Source organism: Thauera terpenica 58Eu (assembly GCF_000443165.1).
Lineage (GTDB): Bacteria > Pseudomonadota > Gammaproteobacteria > Burkholderiales > Rhodocyclaceae > Thauera > Thauera terpenica.
Window position 1 is genome coordinate 123,224 of record NZ_ATJV01000048.1, and the last position, 22,249, is coordinate 145,472.

Genomic DNA, 22,249 nt, shown 5'->3' on the forward strand with positions numbered 1-22,249 from the left:
TCCAGCGGTAAAAAGATGGCCTGAATGAGAATGAGGAGGGGGCGACCCAGGGCTCAGCGCGCGGCTGGCAGACCTGTGTCGGGCGGAAAGCCGCGCATCAGCTGGTCGACGATCCACTCGGCCTCGGGCTCGCTGACGATGCCCAGAAAGGGCGGCATGGGCGTCCCGGGCCGACCACTGACGACGGTGGCGACGAGCCCCTCGAAGGGCCTGTCGGCGAGCACGGCGGGCGTCAGCGCGGGACCCAGGCCACCGGCCAGGGTCAGCCCATGACAGGAGCCACAGTCCTGACGAACGATGTGGATCAGCTCGCGCGCGCGCTCGGCTTCAGGCGCAACCGGCTTGCCTTCGGCCGCCGCGGCGAACGCGGCGATCAGCGCCGCACCAACAAAAACTGCCACATGGGCAAGCAGAGGAGGAACTTTCATCACGCATTCCAAGGCCGGGACAGTGCAGCAGAGCATGGCGGCAAGCCTGCAGCGATACCTTGACTCGCATCAACCCTGCCACCGCTGCGGTCTTGCGCAGCGTTCAGGGTGCGACGATGACCGCGCCCTTCATCTCTGGATGCGGACCGCAACGATAGTCGAAGCGACCGGCCTGATCGAAGGTCCGCGACCACTGCTCGCCCGGGAAGAAACGCTCGGACTCCTCACCCGTGGCGATGAACAGGACCGAATGACTGACGCGCTTTTCGACGTTCAGCCAGGTCACGGTGTCGCCGGGCTTGATCGTGAGCTCGCCCGGCGTGAACGTGTACTTGAGGATCTGCACCTCATGCTCGGCCGCCCACGCTGTGCTCGCCATCGGCGCCAGCGCCAGCAACAACGCCAGCACAGGCGCACGGCCCTTCCTGCTGTCCTGCCTACTCATCGCCTTCCCTCCTTTTGGAACTCGACACAGCGTCGCTGACGCTGCGCCAAAGCACAACGGGAATCCGCACTGCCTTGCGCGGATTCCCGTCATTGCTCATTTCTGCGTCACCGTGACCAGCGCAGGCAGCGTGCCCGCCTGGCAAGAACGTCGCGCAGGGCCGCCTTATTGCTTGGCGGCAGTCACATCGGCCTTGGCGTCGATGCCCAGCTTGTAACCCAGCGATACATGGTGGAAGCGGCCATGCGCGTTGTCGTCATGAATGGCGAAGCCGAAGTTGTAGGTCTTGCCTGCCTCAAGGGCCACATCGCCTTCACCGCCGGTGAACTTGCGCGTGAACACGACCGTCCAGTTATCGCCGTCCTGCTTGCCTTCGGCACTGACCAGCGCACTACCACCTTCCATCACGCGCTTGTCGGCAACGTAACCGTCATAGCCCTTGTTTTCGCCGCTACGCCACTGGTGAAGATCGTAGTAGCGGCCATCGGCAAGCGACGCCTCCTTGACGTATTTGGTCTTGGTGTCTGCAGCGCCGGGCATGGTACGAGAATCGAGGTGGCAACTCGCCCAGCAACCGCTTTCATCGGCCAGCGCCACCTTGCCGCCGGACTCGAGCATGAACGCGATCTTGACCGGGTTCTTCTCGTCCATCTTCGGTGCGCCCGAAGCAGCTGGCTGCTTCCAGGAAAAGCGCAGATAAAGATTGCTGCCATCATGCGCCGCCTGCACCTTCACCGGAATGGAGGCGGCCTTGCCGGCGATCGGCGTCGGCTCGATCTTCTGTCCGCTGACCATCTTCTTGCCCATGTCGGCGGCTTCTTCATCATGACAGCCGGCACAGGTTTCGCCTTTCTTCAGCGCGCGTGCCCCGCCATGCTCGGTACCCTTCTGGATCCATTCCAGCGGCGATACGCCCGGGTAGAACAGGGTGATGTCCTTGGCGGCAACCTTGCTCCAGTCGGCCGGTGCGGCGGCCAGGGACGAGCCCGCGCCGAGGGCGAGAATGGCACCAGCGGCACCGGCAATGATCGTTTTCTTCATGTTCGATTCCTCTCAGTGGGTGGTAGGACAAGCGTCGCACACAGGCGAATCACTCCTCGTCTTCCTCGGTCATGCCTTCGGGCTTGTGGTGTGCAATACCCTTGTGACAATCGATACAGGTCAGGTTGTCCTCAATCGCCATCTCATGCTGCTTGCGCGCACGTTGTTTCTGCGCCTCCGAGTTCATGCTCTCGAAGCTGTGGCAGTTGCGGCATTCGCGCGAATCGCTGGCCTTCATGCGTGCCCATTCGCTACGCGCAAGCTTCAGACGCTTGGCTTCGAACTTCTCGCGTGTATCGATTGTACCCGTGAGTTTCCCCCACACCTCCCGCGACGCCTGAACCTTGCGGATCATCTTGTGCGTCCAGTCCTTCGGCACGTGGCAATCCGGGCAGGTGGCGCGAACGCCAGTGCGGTTGTTGTAGTGGATTGTTTCCTGGTATTCCATGTAAACGTTGTCTTTCATCTCGTGGCACGAGATGCAGAACGTCTCGGTGTTGGTCGCTTCCATGGCGGTGTTGAAGCCGCCCCAGAACAGCACGCCCAACAACATGCCGATGGACAAAAGGCCACCCAGCGAATACTTCGCTGAAGGTCGGCGCAGGCGAGCCATGAGGCCGCCGGAGTGTTGTTGTTTGGATTTGTCTCGGTCTGTCATGTATGTCCCCTCGTGCCCCCGCGCCGCAGCGCGGGGGTCCGGGTCAATGATCGTCTAGGCGATCAATAGACGTCGTGCATCGTGTTGAAAACGTTGAACTTGCCGGTCGGGGTCACGATAGCAGGATCGGTGATGACCTTCTTCAGCTTCAGCGTCTTGTCGTCGTAGATCACGATGGCAGACTGGTCGGTCTTGCCACCCCACAGCGAGATCCACACTTCGTCGCCTGCTTCGTTGTACTCAGGCTGCACCGCACGACGGATGGCCTTGCCTTCGGGCAGACCCGAATCCTTGGCGACGTCGATACGCACCGGCGCCTTGGACAGGTCGTTACGATCGAACACGAACACGGACTCAGCAAGCTCGCGCTCGGGGTTCATCGGCGCGTCGGCCCAGAAGTTCTTCGACTTCGGATGCGTCTTGACGAACAGGTTGCCCGCCCCCGGCATCTTCAGCTCCTGAACCACCTTCCAGTTGTTGGCCTTGTACTTGGCGTACTTGGCATCATCCGAAGCGGTCGAGATCAGCGACACTACCGCATCACCCAGGTGGCCCGTGGCCCACACCGGTCCGAAATCCGGATGGACGAAGTTGGCACCACGACCCGGGTGCGGGATCTTCGCAGTATCAACCAGCGCAGCCAGCTTTCCGGTCTTGGTGTCGACCGCAGCGACCTTGTTCGAGGCGTTGGCAGCAACCATGAAGTAGCGGCCCGACGCATCCCAACCGCCGTCATGCAGGAACTTGGCGGATTCGATCGTCGTCGTCTTCAGGTTCTTGAGGTCGGTGTAGTCAACCAGCAGGATCTGGCCGGTTTCCTTCACGTTCACCACCCACTCGGGCTTCTGCATCGAGGCGACGATGGACGCCACGCGCGGCTCCGGGTGGTAATCGCCATCAACCGTCTGACCGCGAGTCGACACGACCTTGATCGGCTCCAGCGTCAGACCGTCCATGATCGAGTACTGGGGCGGCCAGTAGGTGCCACCGATCAGGTACTTGTCTTCATAGCCCTTGAACTTGGAGGTATCGACCGAGCGCGCGTCGGAACCGAGACGGACCGTAGCCACCGTGGTCGGCTCTTCGTAGAACATGTCGATGATGGTGGTCAGACCATCGCGGCCGACGGTGTAGACATAGCGTCCCGAAGCCGACAGGCGGGAGATATGGACCGCATAACCGGTGTCGAGAATCTTCCAGATCTCGTGCGTATCGCCATCAACCAGAGCCAGCTTGCCAGCGTCACGCAGGGTGATCGCGAACACGTTCTTCAGGTTGACCTTGTTCATCTGCTTGGTCGGACGCTGATCGACCGGAACCAGCAGCTTCCAGCTGTCCTTCATGTCCTTGAGCGAGAACTCGGGCGGAATCGGCGGCTCGTTCTGGATGTAACGCGCCATCAGGTTGATTTCATCCTTGGTCAGGATGTCGTCGTAGTTGACCATGCCGCCTTCGGTACCGTAGGCAATGATCTTCTCGAGACGCTCGGTGCCCAGCTTCAGCGTACCGCCCTCAGTATGGGTGCCGTCAGCCAGCGTCTTGGCCCAGTTCGGCTCAAGGTTCTTGCCCGTGGCGCCCTTGCGCAGCACGCCATGGCAACCGGCACAGCGCTCGAAGTAAATGAGTTTGCCCTGCTCCATCTCCGCCGCGGTCAGCTGCGGTGCGGTTTGCGGGGCGGTCTCCGCCCATGCACTTCCAAGCGCCAGCGGCAACACTGCCAGCGCCAAGGTTTTGCCAATCCAGCCTTTGTTTTGCATTTCCCTCTCTCCTTGAACATCTCGGGACGATGAACTTACACAGCGACGTCAGTATCGATTTAGCAGCACCCCTTAATCCTTGATTTGAGTTAATTTTCCCCACGCCTTGTGGGGATACAGTTTCGCTACTCGCTCGGCGAACCCAAATCGCCGAATGAATAAGTGAAATTGAATATTCGCTGCTGCGCTGCACCCTTCAAGCGCTCACAGCATCCCCTGGAAAAGCCGGAGCCGTTCCATGTACGCCGCCACCTCTGCCCGAACGCTTGCCCTCAAGTCCTTCCACACGGCATCGGCGCGCCAGGCCGTCAGCTGTGCGAGCGTGCCCCGGGCCGGCAGCGCGCCCCCCCGCATGGAGGAAAAGGCCGCCCCACACCCGAAAGGCTGTGTCCATCTGGTTGGCGCGGGACCGGGCGACCCCGAATTGCTGACCTTGAAGGCGGCCCGCCTGATCACATCGGCAGAGGTCGTGGTCTATGACAACCTCGTGGGCAAGGCCATCCTCGAGCTGATCCCGGCGACGGCACGCCGAGTGTATGCCGGCAAGGAAGCGGGGAATCACGCCCTGCCACAAGACGAGATCAACCAGTTGCTGGTCGATCTTGCACGTCAGGGCCTGCGCGTCGTTCGCCTGAAGGGCGGCGACCCCTTCATCTTTGGCCGCGGTGGAGAAGAAATGCAGGCATTGCAGGCCGCAGGCTTTTGCTGCGAGATCGTACCGGGCATCACCGCCGCCGCCGGCGCGGGGGCCAGCACCGGCATTCCGCTCACGCACCGCGAGCATGCTCAGACCCTGGTGTTTGCCACCGGCCACCTCAAGGACGATACCGTCGATCTGGACTGGGACGCACTCACGCGCCCAAACCAGACGGTGGTCATCTACATGGGCCTGGGCGCGCTGGACATCATCTGTCAGCAGCTCATCGCCCACGGCCTGCCCGCGCACACGCCTGCCGCCGTGATTCATGGTGCGACGACGCCCGCACAGTGCGCCGTGTACAGCAGCATCGCGGGGCTGCCTGCAGCCGTTCGTGAGGCAGGGCTGAAGCCCCCCGCCTTGATCATGATCGGTCAAGTCGTCGGGGTCGGCGATGCAAGGCTGCAGGCGGCATCGACCCCGGCCATGAGTGGCACCCAGTTCGCCTGATGCGGGCGCACTGAAAAAAGCGGTTGCGACCAGGCCCTCCGAACACCGCTGTTCCGCCCAGGAATCCGGTCGCACCCCCTCGCGCAATACGCAGATCTGCCCGCGCCCTGTGCGTCAACCGCTCCCATTCCAGCAGCATGGGGTGAGGACGGGCAGCGCAGCTGATGCCGACACAAGGCTTATATAATTTGCGCTTGAATTTTCCACGCGCGGATGCCCATTCATGGCTGAAGAAAACCAGTTTTTCCGTCCCGTACGCGACTTTTGTCAGCGCAAGGTGATGACCTGCGGGGCCGACGATGCGCTCGTTGAAGCCGTGATAACGATGCGCGAGCGCAACATCTCCAGCATGGTGGTGCTCAAGGACGGCATGCCCGACGGCATCTTCACCGACCGCGACCTGCGCAACAAGGTCGTCGCCCCGGGGCGCTCGCCGTCTGAATTGAAGGTCGGCGATGTCATGCACTCACCTCTGATCACCATCGGTGACGACGACCTGCTCTACGAGGCGCTGCACCGCATGTCGCGCACGAAGATCCACCGCCTCGTGGTGGTCGATGACAAGGGCGCGCTCACGGGCATCATCACCGACACCGACATCCTGCGCTTGCAGGCGCACTCACCACACCAGCTGGTGCTCGACATCGAGAAGGCCGCTTCGATCGACGATCTGCGCCAGCTCCACACCCGCATCCAGAACCTGGTGCTGCATCTGTCCGGGACCGGCATCGCAATTCGCGACATGGTCAAGCTCATCGCCAATCTCAACGATCAGGTGCTGATCCGCCTGATCGAGCTGCTACGTGCCGACAAATACAGCGATCTCACCGACAACTTCGCCTTCGTCGTCATGGGGAGCGAAGGCCGTGGCGAACAGACCCTGTCGACCGATCAGGACAACGCGATCATCTACGACGACGAGCTCAGCGCCGCAGAACTCGCTCGCCTCGAAGCCTTCTCGCACGACCTGATCGACACCCTCATTTCGATCGGTGTCCCCCCCTGCAGCGGCGGCATCATGGCGCGCAACCCGCAATGGCGGCACAGCCTGTCGACCTGGAAATCCGAGCTGAACCGCTGGCTGTCCACACCAACGCCGGAAAACGTCATGACCGGCAGCATGTTCATGGATCTGCGGGCCCTGTACGGCCGTCATGACCTGGTGCAGACCCTGAAGCAGCACGCCTATCGCACCCTGAGCAATGATCAGGGCTTCCTCATGCGCATGGCGCAGAACATGACCAACTTCGTGCCGCCGCTGGGCTGGTTCGGCAAGATCAAGCTGGAAAGATCTGGCCCGCAGCGCGGCAAGCTCGACATCAAGAAGGCCGGCATCTTCGCCATCACCGATGGCATCAAGGCCCTGGCGATGGAAGCGAACAAGCTCGAAGGCAGCACCCACGACCGCATCGAAGCCCTGACTGCAGCGGGGGTGCTGAAAGCAGAAGATGCGAAGAACCTGCTCGCCAGCTTCGACTTTCTCGTCATGACGCGCCTGCGCGGCCATGTCGAGGCACTGCGCGCCGGCGCCGAACTGAGCAATTACGTGTCAATGGAAATGCTCAACGTGATGCAACAAGGAGAGTTGCGCCTGGCGCTCGAACAGGTGGCGAAGTTTCAGGGCTTCGTCAAACATCACTTCCGTCTTCACCTGCTGCGCAACTGATAGCAGGGGGATCGCCTCAAGCCTTGCTGCGATCCCTGCTCAGGCGCCCGCCTCGGCCTCCTGCACCTCACTGCGCGTGACGCGCACCGCCGTCGGTCTTGGCACGATGTGCCGGCCGGCCGCTTCCGCGCTGGCGCGGGTGAAAGCCGCCCCGAACAGCAGGATCAGCGACGAGTAATTCACCCACATCAGCAGCAGCACCAGGGAGCCCGCCGCACCGTAGGTCGAGGCGGTGGCGGTGGTGGACAGGTAAACCGCAATCAGCGCCCGGCCCAGCACGAACAACACGGAAGTCACCAGCGCCCCCAACCACACATCCCGCCAGCGCAGCACCACGTCGGGCAGCACACGGAAGATGGTGCCGAACAACAGCGTCACGACGATGAGCGAGACCCCCCAGTCCAGCCCCAGCAACACAAAGCCCGGCACCGGCAGCCAGTCCTGCGCAAAGGCCACCAACGCGCGCACGGCCACGCTCAGCAGCAGCGAAACCAGCAACACGAAGCCGATCGCCAGCACCACCGTGAGTGACAGCAGGCGCGCCTTGAGGTAGATGAAGACCCCACTGCGCGTGGGGCGCGGGGCCACCCCCCAGATTGCATTGAGCGCGCCCTGCATCTGCGCGAACACCGTGGTGGCGCCAAACACCATCGCGCCAAAGCCCGCCAGCGTCGGCAGCAGACCACTGTGCTCAATGCGGCTGTTTTCCACCGCAGTCTGAACCGCGGTGGCCGCCTCAGCGCCGATCGTCGCCTGCAACTGCAGCACGATCTCGCCCTGCGCCGCGCTCTCGCCCAGCACCAGGCCCACGATGCTGACCGCGACGATCATCACCGGCGCCACCGAAAACACGGTAAAGAAGGCAAGCGCTCCCGCATGCACGAACACCTGCGCCTCCAGCCACACGCGCACGCTCGCTTTCGCCACGTTCACCCAATACCGCGCCAATGAGCTCATCGATACGTTTCCACGAAATTCAATACAGCCATCATTTAGCCCACCTCAGCAGGCACAGGCAAGCCCGGCGCAGAATCGCGCTCACCCGCTGTTCGCCCTGATCGAACACAAACCTTGCACGCTCAGGGCCGGAAGCAAGACCCTTGACTGCGGTAAACTGAAACGTGTCGAACCCTTCCCTCCGGAGCCCCTGATGAGCCTGCTCGCTCAACTGAAGAACGATTCCCTGCTTGCACGCAAAGCCGCCGACCGCGTGCGCGGCACCTTACTCAGCACCCTGATCGGCGAGGCCGAAATGGTCGGCAAGAACGCCGCCAACCGCGAAAGCACCGACGAGGAAGTACAGCAGACGATTCGCAAGTTCCTGAAGAACAACCAGGAAGCGCTGGGCGTGATCAAGGATGAAGAGCGCCGCGCCGTGCTCGAACAGGAATCCGCCATCCTCACTGCCTACCTGCCGCCGCTCGCGAGCGACGCCGAGGTGCAGGCCTTCATCGCCGCAAGCGTGGCCACCCTTGCCGAACGCGGGCCGAAACAGATGGGCGTGGTGATGGGTGCGCTGAAGGCCAGGTACGGCAGCGATTTCGATGCAAAGCTGGCCAGCGCCTGGATCAAGGACGCCTTGCGCTGAACCTTGTCTCCCTGCTGGTTGCCTAGCGCAGCGCAGCGTGGATGTGTTCGGCCAGCTTGCGGCTGACACCTTCCACCCGGCACAGATCCTCGACGGTGGCTTCGCGCACGCCATCCAGTCCGCCAAAGGCGGCAAGCAGGTTGCGCCGGCGCGCGGGGCCCACACCGGGGATGTCATCGAGCTTAGAGCCGATCCGCGTCTTGCCGCGCTTGGCGCGGTGGCCGGTAATGGCGAAGCGGTGGGCTTCGTCGCGAATCTCGACGATGAGATGCAGCGCCGCCGACTCTCCCCCCAGCACCAGACCTTCGCGCCCATCGGGAAAGATCAGGGTCTCGAGGCCGGCCTTGCGCCCCTCGCCCTTCGCCACCCCCACCATCGCCACCGCCTCCAGGCCGAGCTCGGCAAGAATCGCGCGCGCAGCGCTGACCTGGCCCTTGCCACCGTCGATCAGGATCAGATCCGGACACACGCCCTCGCCGGCCGCGACCTTGCCATAGCGGCGCTCAAGCGCCTGACGCATCGCGGCGAAGTCGTCGCCCGGGGTGATGCCCTTGATGTTGTAGCGGCGATATTCGGCGCGCTTCATGGCGCCGGCCTCGCACACCACGCAGGACGCCACCGTGGCCTCGCCCATGGTGTGGCTGATGTCGAAGCACTCGATGCGTTGCGGTGCCTCGTCCAGGTCGAGCGCCACGCGCAGGGCCTCGAGGCGCTGCTCGATGCGACCGGTGTCACGCGCGCGCGCCTGGATGGCCAGCCGTGCGTTGTTTTCCGCCATCTCCATCCACGCCTTCTCCCCAGCAAAACGCGGCGACACCACGCCCGGTGGACGATCGCTGATTTCAACCAGGATCTCGCGCACCGGCTCGGGGGCAAGATTGACCAGCAGCCGGGCCGGGATCGGATGCTGGCTGTAATGCTGTTCGACGAAGGCGAGCAAGCTGTCGGCCGCACCCGACACCGCCGCGCCGCTCGGAAACTGCGGTCGGTCGCCAAGGTGGCGGCCGCCGCGCACCATGGCGATATTGACGCAGATGAGTCCATCGGACTCGACCGCAGCGAGGATGTCGACGTCTTCGTCCTTACGGCTATCGACGAACTGTTTGTGCAGCACCGCCTGCAGCCCGCGCAGCTGATCACGACAGGCCGCGGCTTCTTCGAAGGCCAGGCGCTCGGCCGCGTCCTGCATGCGCGCGCTCAGCGCCTCCACGACCTCGTTGGTCTGGCCGTCCAGAAGGCGAGTCGCGAGCTTCACGTCCGCTGCATAGGCGGCGCTGTCGATCAGGTCCACACAGGGTGCGGTGCAGCGCTTGATCTGGTGCAGCAGGCAGGGGCGCGAACGGTTGGCAAAGACACTGTTCTCGCAGGTGCGCAGCTGAAAGGTTTTCTGCAGCAGATGAATGCTTTCGCGCACCGCCCAGGCGTTGGGGAAGGGCCCAAAGTAGCGTGCGCCCTTGGTAAAAGCACCGCGGTGGTAGGCCAGGCGCGGGAAGGCGTCGGCGGAGAGCTCGATGTAGGGGTAGGTCTTGTCGTCGCGAAAGAGGATGTTGTAGCGCGGCGCCAGGCTCTTGATGAGGTTGTTCTCGAGGATCAGGGCCTCGGCCTCGGAGCGCGTGGCGGTGGTTTCAACACGCACGATCTGCGCCACCATCATGGCGATGCGCGGGCTGGAGAGCGTTTTCTGGAAATAGCTCGACACCCGGCGCTTGAGGTTTTTCGCCTTGCCGACGTAGAGCACCTTGTCGTCGGCGCCGATCATGCGATACACGCCGGGTTCCTCGGTGAGGGTGCGCAGGAAGGGCTTGGGGTCGAAGACGGGGGTGGTTGGTGTCGGAGCGGTCATGGGGCTTGGTGGTGTTTCAGCGCGAAAGCGTTCAGTCATTGGAGTGGATGCGGGGCATTTGTTCCGTGGGCTGCGGAACTCGCTCGCCATGCTCGCTCAGACAGTCCTCGCCCACTGCACAAACGCCCCGCACCCACTCCAGCGCAGGCTCGTGATCGGCGAGCGGTGGTTCTGCATGTCCCGCGCGCCGGGTCCTTATCCGTTCCTGGGCAACCGTTCAGTGCGCTGCTCGCCGATTGTGGCTGCGGTCATGCTGGGTGTGGAGCCTGAGTCATCGGGGATGGCTGCGACACGTTCGCGGGCGTGGACATAGGCCGCGTGCAACTCCAGCGCGAAGGGGTCGGTGAGCCAGGGCGGGGCTGGCGTGGCAGGGACGATTGCGGCCAGGCGGGCGAGCTTGTCCCTATCTGGAATCGGAGCCCAGCGATCCAGCAGCTCGGCAACCAGGTCGGGACGGTTGCACACCAGCAACATGTCGCAGCCCGCGCCGTAGGCGGCCTTGGCGCGGCCGACGATGTCGCCGGCGACACGAGCGCCTTCCATGTTGAGGTCATCGCTGAAGATCACGCCCTTGAAGCCAAGCCGATCACGCAGCACCTCCTTGAGCCAGAAGGCGGAAAAGCCGGCAGGCTGGGGTTCGGCGCTGGGGTCAGCACGCGGATAGATGACGTGGGCCGGCATCACTCCGGCGAGCTGACGGCCCAGACGATGGCGATAGGGAGCGATGTCCTCTTCCCATACGGTAGCGAAATCACGTTCATCGAGCGGAACTGCGTGGTGTGAATCTGCCTCCACCCAGCCATGACCTGGAAAATGCTTGCCCACCGCTCCCATCCCCGCCCATGCCATGCCGGCCACCAGCGCCTGCGCGAGCGCAGCAACCGTCTGCGGATCACGATGAAAAGCGCGGCTGCCGATGGCGCTGCAGACCCCGTAGTCGAGATCGAGCACGGGCGCGAAGCTGAGATCGACACCATGGACACGCAACTCGGCCGCGAGCACGAAGCCGGTCGCCTGTGCCGCTTCGAGCGCGCCAAGGTGGTCCTGTTCCCACAGCGCGCCGAGACTGCGCATCGAAGGCAGGCGGGTGAAGCCTTCGCTACGGAAGCGCTGCACCCTGCCCCCTTCATGATCGACCGCGACGATCAGCGCCGGGTCACGCAAGGCGCGAATCTCGCTGGTGAGTGCGCACAGCTCATCCGAGCCAATGAAGTTGCGTGCAAACAAGATCACGCCGCCGACCAGCGGATCGAGCAGACGCTCGCGCTCGTCGTTGGTGAGGACGGTGCCGACGACGTCGATCATGACGGGGCCGCGCGGCCGGTGGATGGGCAGGGACAGGTTCATCGCATTCTCATGTCGCACAAGATCACTGTTTGCGGGGGGGCTGAGGCGCCGCCGAACCGCCTGTGAACGGTGTGCCGTTCAAGCCTGCTCGATGACGGCAAAGGCCACCACCGTGTCGTCCTCATCCGTAATGCTGAGGTGGGCACGCAAGCAATTATTTTCCATGTGCAGCGTCAACCGTTCGTCGTAGACATAGCGTGGCTTGCCCAAGGAGTCGTGGCCAACCGCGACCGCGTGCAGGGTTGCGGGCACTGCGACGCCGGTACCGAGCGCCTTGCCGAAGGCTTCCTTGGCAGCAAAGCGCTTGGCGAGGAAGCGTGCGGGGTCGCGGTGTGCACGCCAGGCCTCGACTTCGGTCGCGGCGAGGATGCGCAGGGCGAAGCGCTCGCCGTGGCGCGCGAGCGCGGTGCGCAGGCGCTCAACGCGCACGATGTCGGTGCCGATGCCGTGAATCACGCCCTGCCTCGCTCCACCGCTCTCAGCCCATCTGCGCGGCTTCGCGCAGCAGGCGCTTCATCTCGGCGACCGCCTGACGCAGGCCGACGAAGATCGAACGGCTGACGATGGCGTGGCCGATGTGCAACTCACGAACGCCGTGCAGGCGCGCAATCGGCCCTACGTTGTAATAGTTCAGCGCGTGCCCAGCATTGAAACGCATGCCCAGATGGCGGACCGCCTCGCCGGCGCTGCGTATCTTGTCGAGCTCGACCCGCACCGGCGCTGCTTCGCTATCGCGTCCGGCGCCATGGAAGGCGTGGGCGTAAGGGCCGGTGTGGATTTCGCACACGCGGGCGCCAATACGCGCCGCAGCCTCGATCTGTTCGATTTCGGCGTCGATGAACACACTGGTGACGATGCCGGCGTCGGCGAGGCGGGCAATCACGTCCTTGAGGCGCAGCTCTTGCGCGATGATGTCCAGCCCACCCTCGGTGGTGACTTCGTGGCGCCCCTCGGGCACCAGCATCGCCATCTGCGGTCGGGTACGGCAGGCGATGTCGACCATCTCGTCGGTGGCCGCCATCTCGAGGTTGAGCTTGACCTGGGTGAGCTCGGCGAGGCGGCGCACATCGTCATCGTTGATGTGGCGCCTGTCCTCGCGCAAGTGGATGGTGATGCCATCGGCGCCACCAAGATGTGCCTCCACCGCCGCCCACGCCGGGTCTGGCTCCCAGGTACGACGCGCCTGGCGCAGCGTGGCGACGTGGTCGATATTGACGCCGAGTTCGATCATCACAACTCCTGCAGTTCCTTCAACACCCGGCGCGAATGCAGCGGCTTTCCGCCCAGGGTGTGGTTGATCAGCATGCGCAACAGATGCTTGGACTGGGCCAGCGTTTGCGCACGGGAAAAATCATCGTCAGCCATGTCGAGCAGGGTCTGCCCCGAAATCAGCGGCTGATCGCCCACTGCCGTGGGATCAGTGCAGTCGACGCCTTCCTCGGCGAGCGTCTCCAGCCGCACCGGACCACGCTCGATTACATAAAGGTAGCGCTCGTCCGGCTGCACGGCTACGCCGCTGTCGCCTTCGACCACAAGCGCCGCCTCGTAGCCGAGGTCCTGCAGCAGCGCCAGCTCGAAGCGGCGCAGGATGGGGGGCTGCGACTCGCCGCGACCGAGCGCCGCCATGGCCTCGGCATAGGCTGCAAACAGGCGCGGATGGGGGTCCTCGCGCGCGGTGAGGCGAACCAGCAATTCATTGAGATAGTAGCCGCAGAGCAGCGCACGCCCGATCAACAAGGGCTGACCACCCTGCCATTCAGCGCGGATCAGGGTCTTGACCTCGCCTGCGCCCGACCAGTCCATCAACAGCGGCTGGAAGGCCATCAACACACCGCGAAGCTGGGACAGCGGACGGCGTGCGCCCTTGGCGACAAGCCCGACCCGACCCAGGTCGCGCGAGAAGACCTCCACGATCAGGCTGGTCTCGCGCCACGGCAGGCCATGCAACAGCCAGGCGGGCTGCTGCTCGATGCGTTGCTTCGCGCCCGCCATCTGCCGCTGGCCGCCTTACTCGTAACCGAGGCTCTTGAGCGCGCGCTCGTCGTCAGCCCAGCCACTCTTGACCTTGACCCAGACTTCGAGATAGACCTTGCCGTCGAAGAGCTTCTCGAGCTCGACGCGCGCTTCGGACGAGATGCGCTTGAGTTTTTCGCCGCCGTGCCCGATCACCATCGACTTGTGACCGGGCTTATCGACGATGACCGCGGCGAAGATGCGACGCAGATTGCCTTCGACCTCGAACTTCTCGATCTCGACCGCAATCCCGTAGGGCAATTCATCACCGAGCAGGCGGAACAGTTTCTCGCGCAGGAACTCGGAGGCGAGAAAGCGCTCGCTGCGATCGGTGACCGCGTCTTCCTCGAACATCGGCCTGCCCACCGGCAGCAGGGGGGTGGCGGCCTTGATCAGGGAGTCGATGTTGCGCCCTTTCTCGGCAGACAGCGGCACGATCTCGGTGAAGTCGCGCAGCTGGCGCAGCTCGTCGATGTAAGGCAGCAGGCGGGCCTTGTCCTTGAGCTGATCGATCTTGTTGATCACCAGGATCACCTTGGACGATTCGGGAATCACCCCCAGCACCTTGCGATCATCATCGCTGAAGCGGCCGGCCTCGATGACGAAGAACACCAGGTCGACGTCAGCCAGCACCTGCGACACGGTGCGATTCATCGAGCGGTTGAGCGCATTGCGGTGATGGGTCTGGAAACCCGGCGTATCGACAAAGACGAACTGGGCCTCGGCTTCGGTGAGGATGCCGGTGACGCGGTGGCGCGTGGTCTGCGCCTTGCTCGAGACGATACTGATCTTCTGCCCGATCAGACGATTGAGCAGGGTGGACTTGCCGACGTTGGGGCGACCGACAATGGCGACGAAGCCGGCGCGAAAGCCGTCCGCGTCGCCATGCATGCCAGTGCTGTCATCCGGGTGTTGTTCGTTCATTTGTTCCTCAACTCCGCCAGCGCAAGCTCGGCCGACTGCTGTTCCGCCACACGGCGACTGGGGCCACGTCCGAGGGTGCGGACACCAAATCTGGGCACTTCGCAGGCCACCTCGAACTCCTGCGCATGCGCCTCGCCCAGCGCCTGCACCATCGAATACGTCGGCAGCGCCACCTTGCGCGCCTGCAACCATTCCTGCAACACCGTCTTCGGGTCCTTGCTCGGGCGTCGCGGATCGACCTCGGCCAGCAGCGGCACATACAGGCGATTGATCACGGACTGCGCCACATCGAAGCCGGCATCCAGGAAAACCGCCGCGAACACGGCCTCGAGCGCATCAGCGAGGATGGACGGACGGCGCGCACCACCCGACTTCAGCTCGCCTTCGCCAAGGCGCAGGGCGTCGCCCAGATCGAGCTCGAGCGCGATGCGATAGAGCGCATCCTGACGCACCAGCGAAGCGCGCACGCGCGACAACTCACCTTCGCGCAGTTGTTCGAAGCGCGCGAAAAGCGCCATCGACATCACGCAGTTGAGAATGCTGTCACCGAGAAACTCGAAGCGCTCATTGTTGGGCTGACCGAAGCTGCGGTGGGTCAGGGCCTCGGCGAGCAAGCCGCTGTTCGCAAAACGATGTCCGAGGCGCGCTTGAAATGCGTCCAATGTCATGTCGTCAGCGCGCCTTGCTGCTGGCATGGAATTCGATCAGCAAACTGAGGTTGGCGACCATCGGCACCGTGCGCACGTAATCGACTTCGACCACGGTCTGGTTGCCGTCCTTGACGATCTCGAGATCCGAGCCTGCGACCGATGAAATATTGTCGATCTCGCCACGGCGATCGAAGCTGCGGCGCAGTTCGGCTGCGGTCGCGCCATTGTCACCCTCACTGGCGAGCACGCCGACGATGCGCTCGATCGCCAGGTATTCGGTGACCGCCGGAACCGTCCGGAAAACCATCAACAGCACGAACACGGCAATAACGCCAAGCAGCAGCATGCCGACCAGGCTCACACCACCCTGATGCTTGCGGTTCATCATTTTTTCCACCTTCAGTGAAAGCGGCCAATGCGCTTCATGTCGTTGAAATTGAACCAGATGAAAAAGGCCTTGCCAACGATGTTCTGTTCCGGCACGAAACCCCACACCCTGCTGTCGCTGCTCGCGTCGCGGTTATCGCCCATCATGAAGTAATGCCCGGCAGGAACCGTACACGCCACACCGCTGCTGGTATAGGTGCAGTTTTCACGGCCGGGAAAATTCATCACCTGCGGCACGAATGCCGGTGCGTCCTGCTCGATCAGCACCGAATGCTCGACTTCACCCAGCCTCTCGGTGAATTGCGGCGAGTAATAGAGCCGATCGGGGTGCAGGTAGGTACCCGACTCCTCAAGCGCAACCGCTTCGCCATTGATGACAAGACGCTTGTTGAGGTATTCGACGCGGTCACCGGGAAGGCCGACGACGCGCTTGATATAGTCCAGCGTGGGGTCGGCGGGATAGCGAAACACCATCACGTCGCCACGTTGCGGCAGATTGACGTCAATGATCTTCTTGTTGATCACCGGCAGCCGAATGCCATAGGTCCACTTGTTGACGAGGATGAAGTCGCCCACGAGCAGGGTCGGAATCATCGAGCCCGAGGGAATCTTGAACGGCTCGACGACGAAGGAGCGCAGGCCGAACACGATCAGGATCACGGGGAAGAAGCTCGCACCGTACTCGACCCACCACGGCGCGGGCGCATTGGCGGCGCGCTGCTTGCGGGCGTGGAAGAAATCGAAGAACCACAGCGCGCCGCTGGCAAGGAGCAGGAGAAAGAGGATCAGTGCAAAGTTCATGCGCTTGCCGTCACTTGCCTTCGTCGGTGCGCAGGACCGCGAGGAAGGCCTCCTGCGGGATCTCGACGTTGCCGACCTGCTTCATGCGCTTCTTGCCTTCCTTTTGCTTCTCGAGCAGTTTCTTCTTGCGTGAGATATCGCCGCCGTAACACTTGGCGAGCACGTTCTTGCGCAAGGCCTTGATGGTCTCGCGCGCGACGATGTGCGCGCCGATCGCCGCCTGCACGGCGATGTCGAACATCTGGCGCGGGATCAGACCGCGCAGCTTGGTGGCAAGCTCACGGCCGCGATATTGCGCGCTCGCGCGGTGCACGATGACCGACAAGGCATCGACCTTCTCGCCGCCCACCATCAGATCGAGCTTGACCAGGTCTGCCGTGCGATATTCCTTGAACTCATAGTCGAGCGAGGCATAGCCGCGCGACACCGACTTCAGGCGGTCAAAGAAGTCCATGACCACTTCGTTCATCGGCATCTCGTAGATCAGCTGCACCTGGCGGCCGTGGTAACGCATGTCCACCTGCATGCCGCGCTTCTGGGTGCACAGCGTGATCACCGAGCCGACATATTCCTGCGGCAGGAAAATCGTGGCGGTGATGATGGGTTCGCGGATCTCGGCGTACTTGCCGACTTCGGGAAGCTTCGCGGGGTTCTCGATGTGGATGATGTCGCCGTTGTTGAGCACGACTTCGTACACCACCGTGGGCGCGGTGGTGATCAGATCCATCTCGAACTCGCGCTCGAGGCGCTCCTGCACGATATCCATGTGCAGCAGGCCGAGAAAGCCGCAGCGAAAGCCGAAGCCCAGCGCCTGCGACACTTCGGGCTCGAACTGCAACGAGGAGTCGTTCAGGCGCAGCTTCTCGAGCGAATCACGCAACTGGTCATATTCGGACGACTCCACCGGATACAGGCCGGCGAACACCTGCGGCTTGATCTCCTTGAAGCCGGGCAAGGCCCCGGTAGCCGGCTTGTTTGCCAGCGTGACCGTGTCACCCACCTTGGCGGCGTCGATCTCCTTGATGCCGGCGATGATGAAGCCCACCTCACCGGCGCACAGCTTGTCGCGGGCAACCGAGTGCGGGGTGAACACACCAACCTGATCGCAGGGGTACTGCGCACCGGACGACATCAGCAGGATGCGGTCCTTGGGCTTGAGCACGCCGTCGACCACGCGCACCAGCATCACCACGCCGACGTAGTTGTCGAACCAGGAGTCGATGATCAGCGCCTTCAGCGGCCCTTCCGGATTGCCCACCGGCGGCGGGATACGGGCGACGACGGCCTCGAGCACATCGACCACGCCCAGGCCGGACTTGGCCGAGCACAGGATGGCTTCGGATGCATCGACGCCGATGACGTCCTCGATCTCCGCACGCGCGCTCTCAGGGTCGGCTGCGGGCAGATCGATCTTGTTGAGCACCGGCACGACTTCGACATTGAGCTCGAGCGCGGTGTAGCAGTTCGCCACCGTCTGCGCCTCGACGCCCTGCGAGGCGTCGACCACCAGCAGTGCGCCCTCGCAGGCAGACAGCGAGCGGCTGACCTCGTAGGAGAAATCGACGTGTCCCGGAGTGTCGATCAGGTTCAGGTTGTAGACCTGACCGTCCTTGGCCTTGTAGTTCAGCGCGGCCGTCTGCGCCTTGATGGTGATGCCGCGCTCGCGTTCGATGTCCATCGAATCGAGTACCTGCGACTCCATCTGGCGGTCGGACAGGCCCCCGCAGAAGTGAATGATTCGATCGGCCAGGGTGGATTTACCGTGGTCGATGTGGGCGATGATCGAGAAGTTTCTGATGTGGTTCATGCGAAACGAAAAGGGTGCCTTGCAGCACCCTTTTGCGGAATGGTTGGCGTCGTCAAGCCCGCGATTCTAGCGGAAAAACGCTGCAATAAGCGCGCACTACGGCCTCATCGAGGTGGTAATGGCAGAGTTCATGGTCGCCGTGCAGCAGCACCGGTACCCACTCGCCCCAGCGTGCTTCCAGCGCGGGATGCTCATCCACGTCGAGCACCTCGATGTCCCAGCCATACTCGTCGGCAATGGGCTGGAGCGCATCGACCAGAACATGGCACAGATGACACCATTGTCGGCTGAGCACAGTGAAGCGTTGGCGATCAGCATTCATTTCCATCACTCCGCGCTCAGACTGACAAAGGAGCTGGCATCACCGCGCCTCACCAGCAGCGTCACCTGCTGCCCAGGCTGAACACCGCCCACCAGGCGGTTGAACTCCGCGGTGGAGCTCAGCGTGAGCTGGCGCCCGCCGATCACCAGCGCCAGGACGAGGTCTCCCGGGCGGATCTCGGCACGCGCTGCTGCGCCCTGCGCACGTTCGACGATAAGACCGGCGTCGATGCCGCGCTCGCGGCGCTGGGCGGGCGTGGGCAGGGTCAGAACCAGGCCGAGCCGGTTGGGAGCGGGCAACAGGCGTGTCGGCGCCCCCGCGACGGGTGCTTCCTTGGGGTCCTGCCATTCGCCGACCGTCACCTGCACGCTCAGGGGCGCACCACCGCGAAAGACATCCACTGCGACCAGCGATCCCGGCTCGACGGCGGCCACGATGCGCGGCAGATCGCTCGAAGCATCGACCTCCCTGCCCCCGAAGCGCAGGATCACATCACCCTGCAACACACCGGCGCGGGCCGCCGGGCCGTCGAGCTCAACCGAGCTCACGATTGCGCCCGCTGCACGCGGCAGCCCGAAACTGTCCGCCAACTGCCGCGTCACTTCCTGAATCGCGACGCCGATGCGTCCACGCTGCACGCGCCCCTTGCTGCGCAGCTGCTCCTGAACGCCCATCGCAAGGTCGATCGGAATCGCAAACGAGACGCCCATGTAACCGCCGGTGCGACTATAGATCTGCGAATTGACGCCAACCACCTCGCCTTTCAGGTTGAACAGCGGGCCGCCGGAGTTTCCTGGATTGATCGCGACATCGGTCTGGATGAAGGAGACAAAACTCTCGTCAGGCAAGGCGCGCCCCTTCGCACTCACGATACCGGCCGTCACCGACTGCTCGAAACCGAACGGCGATCCGATCGCCAGCACCCATTCACCCACCTTGAGCTTGTCCGGATCGCCCAGGGTGACGGCGGGCAAGCCGCTCGCCTCGATCTTGATCAGGGCCACATCACTACGCACATCGGCACCGATCACCTGCGCCGGATACTCACGCTTGTCGGCAAGGCGGACAAGAATCTCCTCCGCCTCCTCGACGACGTGCGCGTTGGTCAGGATGTAACCGTCAGCACTGATGATGAAGCCCGACCCAAGAGACGGGTTGTCGGGGTCGGCGCCGGGAAACTCGGGCCGCTTGGGGATGAAGCGGCGAAAGAAGTCGAACATGGGGTCCGACTCATCGATGCCCGGAAAGGGCTGCGGCATCTGCGGCCGCTCGGCACGCGCCTGGCGGGTGCTGATATTGACCACAGCCGCGCCCTGCCTTTCCACCAACGCCGTGAAATCCGGCAGCTGGGTGGCCGCCGCCATGGGCACGAGGAGAGAGCTCGCGACCGTAGCAGCCACAGCGACAAGTTGACGCAGCGAGACAAAACTCATTGATTTTCCGCGATCGACTGCAAACAGACTACTTGCGCGGCAAGCTCCATGCGCAACTGGGCACGCCAGTTGCGGCTGCGAAACAGCACGCGATTGAGGGCAAAGGCCAGCAGCAAACCAGCCAGCCCGCCCAGCGCCGCGCCGAGATCGCCCGCACCGTCTGCAGACCACACCTCGCCGAGCGCGGCGCCGGCGACGAGCAGCACGACCCCAAGTCCGTAGCTCGCCAGCGCGGCCTTGAGCGGCGCGCCGTCGGGAATGCTGATCACCACCTTGTCTCCGGCGCGCAGCTCCAGCGCCGTGGGCAAGACAAACTCGGCCTTCGGCAAGCCGAAGGCCTGCGTGATCTGCACCGAACGACAGCCTCCCGGCTCATCACACCGCCCGCAGCCACCGCCCGCATCGGTGACACGCAACCAGGCGTGTCCCGTCTCGACGCGCAGAACCTGCGCCATCGCCTGCATCACTGCACCGCGGGCCGGATGGCATCACCGATACGCTTTACTGCCGCCTCCGGCACTTCACCCAGCGCGGTGATCAAATGCCCATTGAGGACACGCTTGTAGATGCTGATCGCGCCACTGGCGAGCGCGCCAAGCCCGAGCGTCGTGGTGTCGGCCACCGGTTCGATGAACACCGACACCGACGCCAGCCCATCGCTGAAAACCATGTGCACTGCCTGACCGCGATCGGGTCCCAGCGGCCTGCGCATCACGGACGTCAGCACATAGCCGGGGACTTGCTCGACCACTACCCAGCCACTATCGGCTTTCGCCAGTTCGCTGCCACGGGCGTTCACGACGCGCCAGCCTTCGATATCCGGAAAGCGCGGCTTGAGCAGATCGTCACTGACCTCGCCACCGATGCGGACGTCGCTGAAGCCAAACTGCTCCATGACCTGTCCTGCCGCATTCACGGTACGGGCTTTCAACAACAGGCCGGAATGCAACTCAGCCCACAGCGTATGGCCGTAGCGCAATTCGTCGCGTGGCTCGAGAACGATCGACTGCGCTTCCATACCGGCCACGCGCACCACATCTCCCTTGCGGATGCGGTAGGTTTCGGCCAGGCCCACCGGCGACATCGGCAAGCGTGCCGGAAATGCACGGCGCCCGGTTGCCTCATCGATGATCACGGTCTTTTGTTCGGGCAGCACACAGCGCACTTCAGCGCCACTGCGAATCACCTCGCGCGGACTGCCATCCATCACTTCCAGGCGCTCGTATTCCAGCCCGCCCTCAAACCTGTGCGCGATGCGCGAGGTTTCAACCTGGCCGCCCGACTGGTAGATGAAGGTGCCCACGTAATTGAGTCGCTGCCCTGCCGAAGCAATGCGTCCGAGCCATGCCAAGGGGTCGTCGGGCGTGTCTGCAAGCGCGGGCAGATGCAACAAGGCGGCACAGATGCCGACAATGGCGGCAAACAGCCTCATCGACCTGTACCTGCACTTTGCGCCGAGACGGTCCGCACATACTGCACTGCAGCCGGCATCGGCCCGCCACTGACACCCTGATGTGCGAACACGTATTCGCGCATGGGGTCGTCCGCATGCACCTGGGCGCCGCCAGTGAGACTGCCCATCTGCGCGCTGGCAGCCAGCAGCGGCTGGGCAGAGATGCGCTGCACCGCGACGCTCGCAGGCGCCACCGCCGCATCCTGGGAGTAAAGGGTGGCGGCCACGAGCCCTACCGCAGCGACGCCCATCACCGACGCCGCGATCGGCATCAAGGCCTGCAGCGCAGAGCGGCGGGCCGCAGTAGCGGTGGACGCGGCAGGCGCAAGCACCGTCGGCTCCGCTTCCAGCCCTGCCATCACGCGATCGACGAAATCAAGCGCTCCAGCACCGTCGCCGCGAATATGGTCGCCAATCAGGCAATACGCCTCCCAATCCTTTCTCAACAAATCATCACGGCGGAGCCTGTCAAAAACCGGGCGCATCGTATTTTCGTCAAGATCTCCATCGATCAGGGCTGAAAGCTTGTCCTTCATGCG

At 63.5% G+C, this 22,249-nt stretch carries 24 protein-coding genes; 3 read left to right on the forward strand and 21 right to left on the reverse strand.

All coding sequences use genetic code 11. The features are described 5' to 3' along the window. Positions 1–53: 53 nt before the first annotated feature. From M622_RS27595 to M622_RS27615, 5 genes are all read right to left on the reverse strand, one after another. Positions 54–428 (reverse strand): c-type cytochrome, encoded by a 375-nt coding sequence (locus tag M622_RS27595; protein WP_031346600.1) that lies wholly within the window; start codon positions 426–428, stop codon positions 54–56. Positions 429–531: 103 nt separating this feature from the next. Then, positions 532–873 (reverse strand): plastocyanin/azurin family copper-binding protein, encoded by a 342-nt coding sequence (locus M622_RS27600; RefSeq protein ID WP_021248851.1) that lies wholly within the window; start codon positions 871–873, stop codon positions 532–534. A 165-nt stretch (positions 874–1,038) separates the two neighbouring features. Next, positions 1,039–1,914, reverse strand: a complete 876-nt coding sequence (locus M622_RS27605) for an ethylbenzene dehydrogenase-related protein (RefSeq protein WP_021248852.1) — start codon at positions 1,912–1,914, stop codon at positions 1,039–1,041. A gap of 49 nt (positions 1,915–1,963) precedes the next feature. Beyond that, positions 1,964–2,527: a NapC/NirT family cytochrome c gene (locus tag M622_RS27610; RefSeq protein WP_021248853.1), complete on the reverse strand. Its 564-nt coding sequence runs from the start codon at positions 2,525–2,527 to the stop codon at positions 1,964–1,966. Between the two features lie 107 nt (positions 2,528–2,634). Further along, entirely contained in the window at positions 2,635–4,329 is a 1,695-nt protein-coding gene (locus M622_RS27615) for a cytochrome D1 domain-containing protein (protein ID WP_021248854.1), read from the reverse strand. Positions 4,330–4,567: 238 nt separating this feature from the next. Between M622_RS27615 and cobA the strand changes: the two genes are divergently transcribed. Together cobA and M622_RS27625 are read left to right on the forward strand one after the other, a co-directional pair. Further along, positions 4,568–5,476, forward strand: coding sequence for a uroporphyrinogen-III C-methyltransferase (gene cobA, locus M622_RS27620; RefSeq protein ID WP_040830595.1), 909 nt, complete (start codon positions 4,568–4,570; stop codon positions 5,474–5,476). A gap of 223 nt (positions 5,477–5,699) precedes the next feature. Beyond that, on the forward strand, positions 5,700–7,142 hold the full coding sequence (locus M622_RS27625; protein ID WP_021248857.1) for a DUF294 nucleotidyltransferase-like domain-containing protein: 1,443 nt from the start codon (positions 5,700–5,702) through the stop codon (positions 7,140–7,142). 39 nt (positions 7,143–7,181) lie between these two features. Here the strand turns inward: M622_RS27625 and M622_RS27630 are convergent, their stop codons facing one another. Continuing rightward, positions 7,182–8,099 carry a YihY/virulence factor BrkB family protein gene (locus tag M622_RS27630; protein ID WP_021248858.1) on the reverse strand — a complete coding sequence of 306 codons (918 nt, stop codon included), beginning with the start codon at positions 8,097–8,099 and terminating at the stop codon, positions 7,182–7,184. Between the two features lie 193 nt (positions 8,100–8,292). Between M622_RS27630 and M622_RS27635 the strand changes: the two genes are divergently transcribed. Beyond that, a complete protein-coding gene (locus tag M622_RS27635) occupies positions 8,293–8,730 on the forward strand; it encodes a GatB/YqeY domain-containing protein (protein WP_021248859.1) in 438 nt (145 codons plus the stop codon). A 22-nt stretch (positions 8,731–8,752) separates the two neighbouring features. Here the strand turns inward: M622_RS27635 and uvrC are convergent, their stop codons facing one another. The 15 genes from uvrC to M622_RS27710 form a co-directional block, all read right to left on the reverse strand. Further along, positions 8,753–10,573, reverse strand: coding sequence for an excinuclease ABC subunit UvrC (gene uvrC / locus M622_RS27640; protein WP_021248860.1), 1,821 nt, complete (start codon positions 10,571–10,573; stop codon positions 8,753–8,755). A gap of 195 nt (positions 10,574–10,768) precedes the next feature. Next, the gene (gene nagZ / locus M622_RS27645; RefSeq protein WP_031346607.1) at positions 10,769–11,914 is read right to left on the reverse strand and encodes a beta-N-acetylhexosaminidase; all 1,146 of its coding nucleotides are present in this window, start codon (positions 11,912–11,914) and stop codon (positions 10,769–10,771) included. 84 nt (positions 11,915–11,998) lie between these two features. Next, the gene (gene acpS / locus M622_RS27650) at positions 11,999–12,376 is read right to left on the reverse strand and encodes a holo-ACP synthase (RefSeq protein WP_021248862.1); all 378 of its coding nucleotides are present in this window, start codon (positions 12,374–12,376) and stop codon (positions 11,999–12,001) included. Between the two features lie 22 nt (positions 12,377–12,398). Beyond that, complete coding sequence (locus M622_RS27655; RefSeq protein WP_021248863.1) at positions 12,399–13,151, reverse strand: pyridoxine 5'-phosphate synthase; 753 nt, start codon at positions 13,149–13,151, stop codon at positions 12,399–12,401. Next, positions 13,151–13,912 carry a DNA repair protein RecO gene (gene recO, locus M622_RS27660; RefSeq protein WP_021248864.1) on the reverse strand — a complete coding sequence of 254 codons (762 nt, stop codon included), beginning with the start codon at positions 13,910–13,912 and terminating at the stop codon, positions 13,151–13,153. The genes M622_RS27655 and recO overlap by 1 nt, the downstream gene beginning before the upstream one ends. 15 nt (positions 13,913–13,927) lie before the next feature. Next, positions 13,928–14,857, reverse strand: coding sequence for a GTPase Era (era, locus tag M622_RS27665; protein ID WP_021248865.1), 930 nt, complete (start codon positions 14,855–14,857; stop codon positions 13,928–13,930). Then, positions 14,854–15,525 (reverse strand): ribonuclease III, encoded by a 672-nt coding sequence (rnc, locus tag M622_RS27670; RefSeq protein WP_021248866.1) that lies wholly within the window; start codon positions 15,523–15,525, stop codon positions 14,854–14,856. The genes era and rnc overlap by 4 nt, the downstream gene beginning before the upstream one ends. 4 nt (positions 15,526–15,529) lie before the next feature. Then, the gene (locus M622_RS27675) at positions 15,530–15,892 is read right to left on the reverse strand and encodes a DUF4845 domain-containing protein (protein ID WP_031346609.1); all 363 of its coding nucleotides are present in this window, start codon (positions 15,890–15,892) and stop codon (positions 15,530–15,532) included. Between the two features lie 14 nt (positions 15,893–15,906). Further along, complete coding sequence (gene lepB, locus M622_RS27680) at positions 15,907–16,695, reverse strand: signal peptidase I (protein WP_021248868.1); 789 nt, start codon at positions 16,693–16,695, stop codon at positions 15,907–15,909. A gap of 10 nt (positions 16,696–16,705) precedes the next feature. Continuing rightward, a complete protein-coding gene (gene lepA / locus M622_RS27685) occupies positions 16,706–18,502 on the reverse strand; it encodes a translation elongation factor 4 (RefSeq protein WP_021248869.1) in 1,797 nt (598 codons plus the stop codon). 52 nt (positions 18,503–18,554) lie between these two features. Further along, positions 18,555–18,824, reverse strand: coding sequence for a glutaredoxin family protein (locus M622_RS27690; RefSeq protein ID WP_021248870.1), 270 nt, complete (start codon positions 18,822–18,824; stop codon positions 18,555–18,557). Between the two features lie 5 nt (positions 18,825–18,829). Then, positions 18,830–20,257, reverse strand: coding sequence for a Do family serine endopeptidase (locus tag M622_RS27695; protein ID WP_021248871.1), 1,428 nt, complete (start codon positions 20,255–20,257; stop codon positions 18,830–18,832). Continuing rightward, complete coding sequence (locus tag M622_RS27700; RefSeq protein WP_245543047.1) at positions 20,254–20,712, reverse strand: SoxR reducing system RseC family protein; 459 nt, start codon at positions 20,710–20,712, stop codon at positions 20,254–20,256. Before M622_RS27700 ends, M622_RS27695 begins: the two co-directional genes overlap by 4 nt. 8 nt (positions 20,713–20,720) lie before the next feature. After that, the gene (locus tag M622_RS27705) at positions 20,721–21,689 is read right to left on the reverse strand and encodes a MucB/RseB C-terminal domain-containing protein (protein WP_021248873.1); all 969 of its coding nucleotides are present in this window, start codon (positions 21,687–21,689) and stop codon (positions 20,721–20,723) included. Then, positions 21,686–22,246 (reverse strand): sigma-E factor negative regulatory protein, encoded by a 561-nt coding sequence (locus tag M622_RS27710; protein ID WP_021248874.1) that lies wholly within the window; start codon positions 22,244–22,246, stop codon positions 21,686–21,688. The genes M622_RS27705 and M622_RS27710 overlap by 4 nt, the downstream gene beginning before the upstream one ends. Positions 22,247–22,249: the final 3 nt, after the last annotated feature.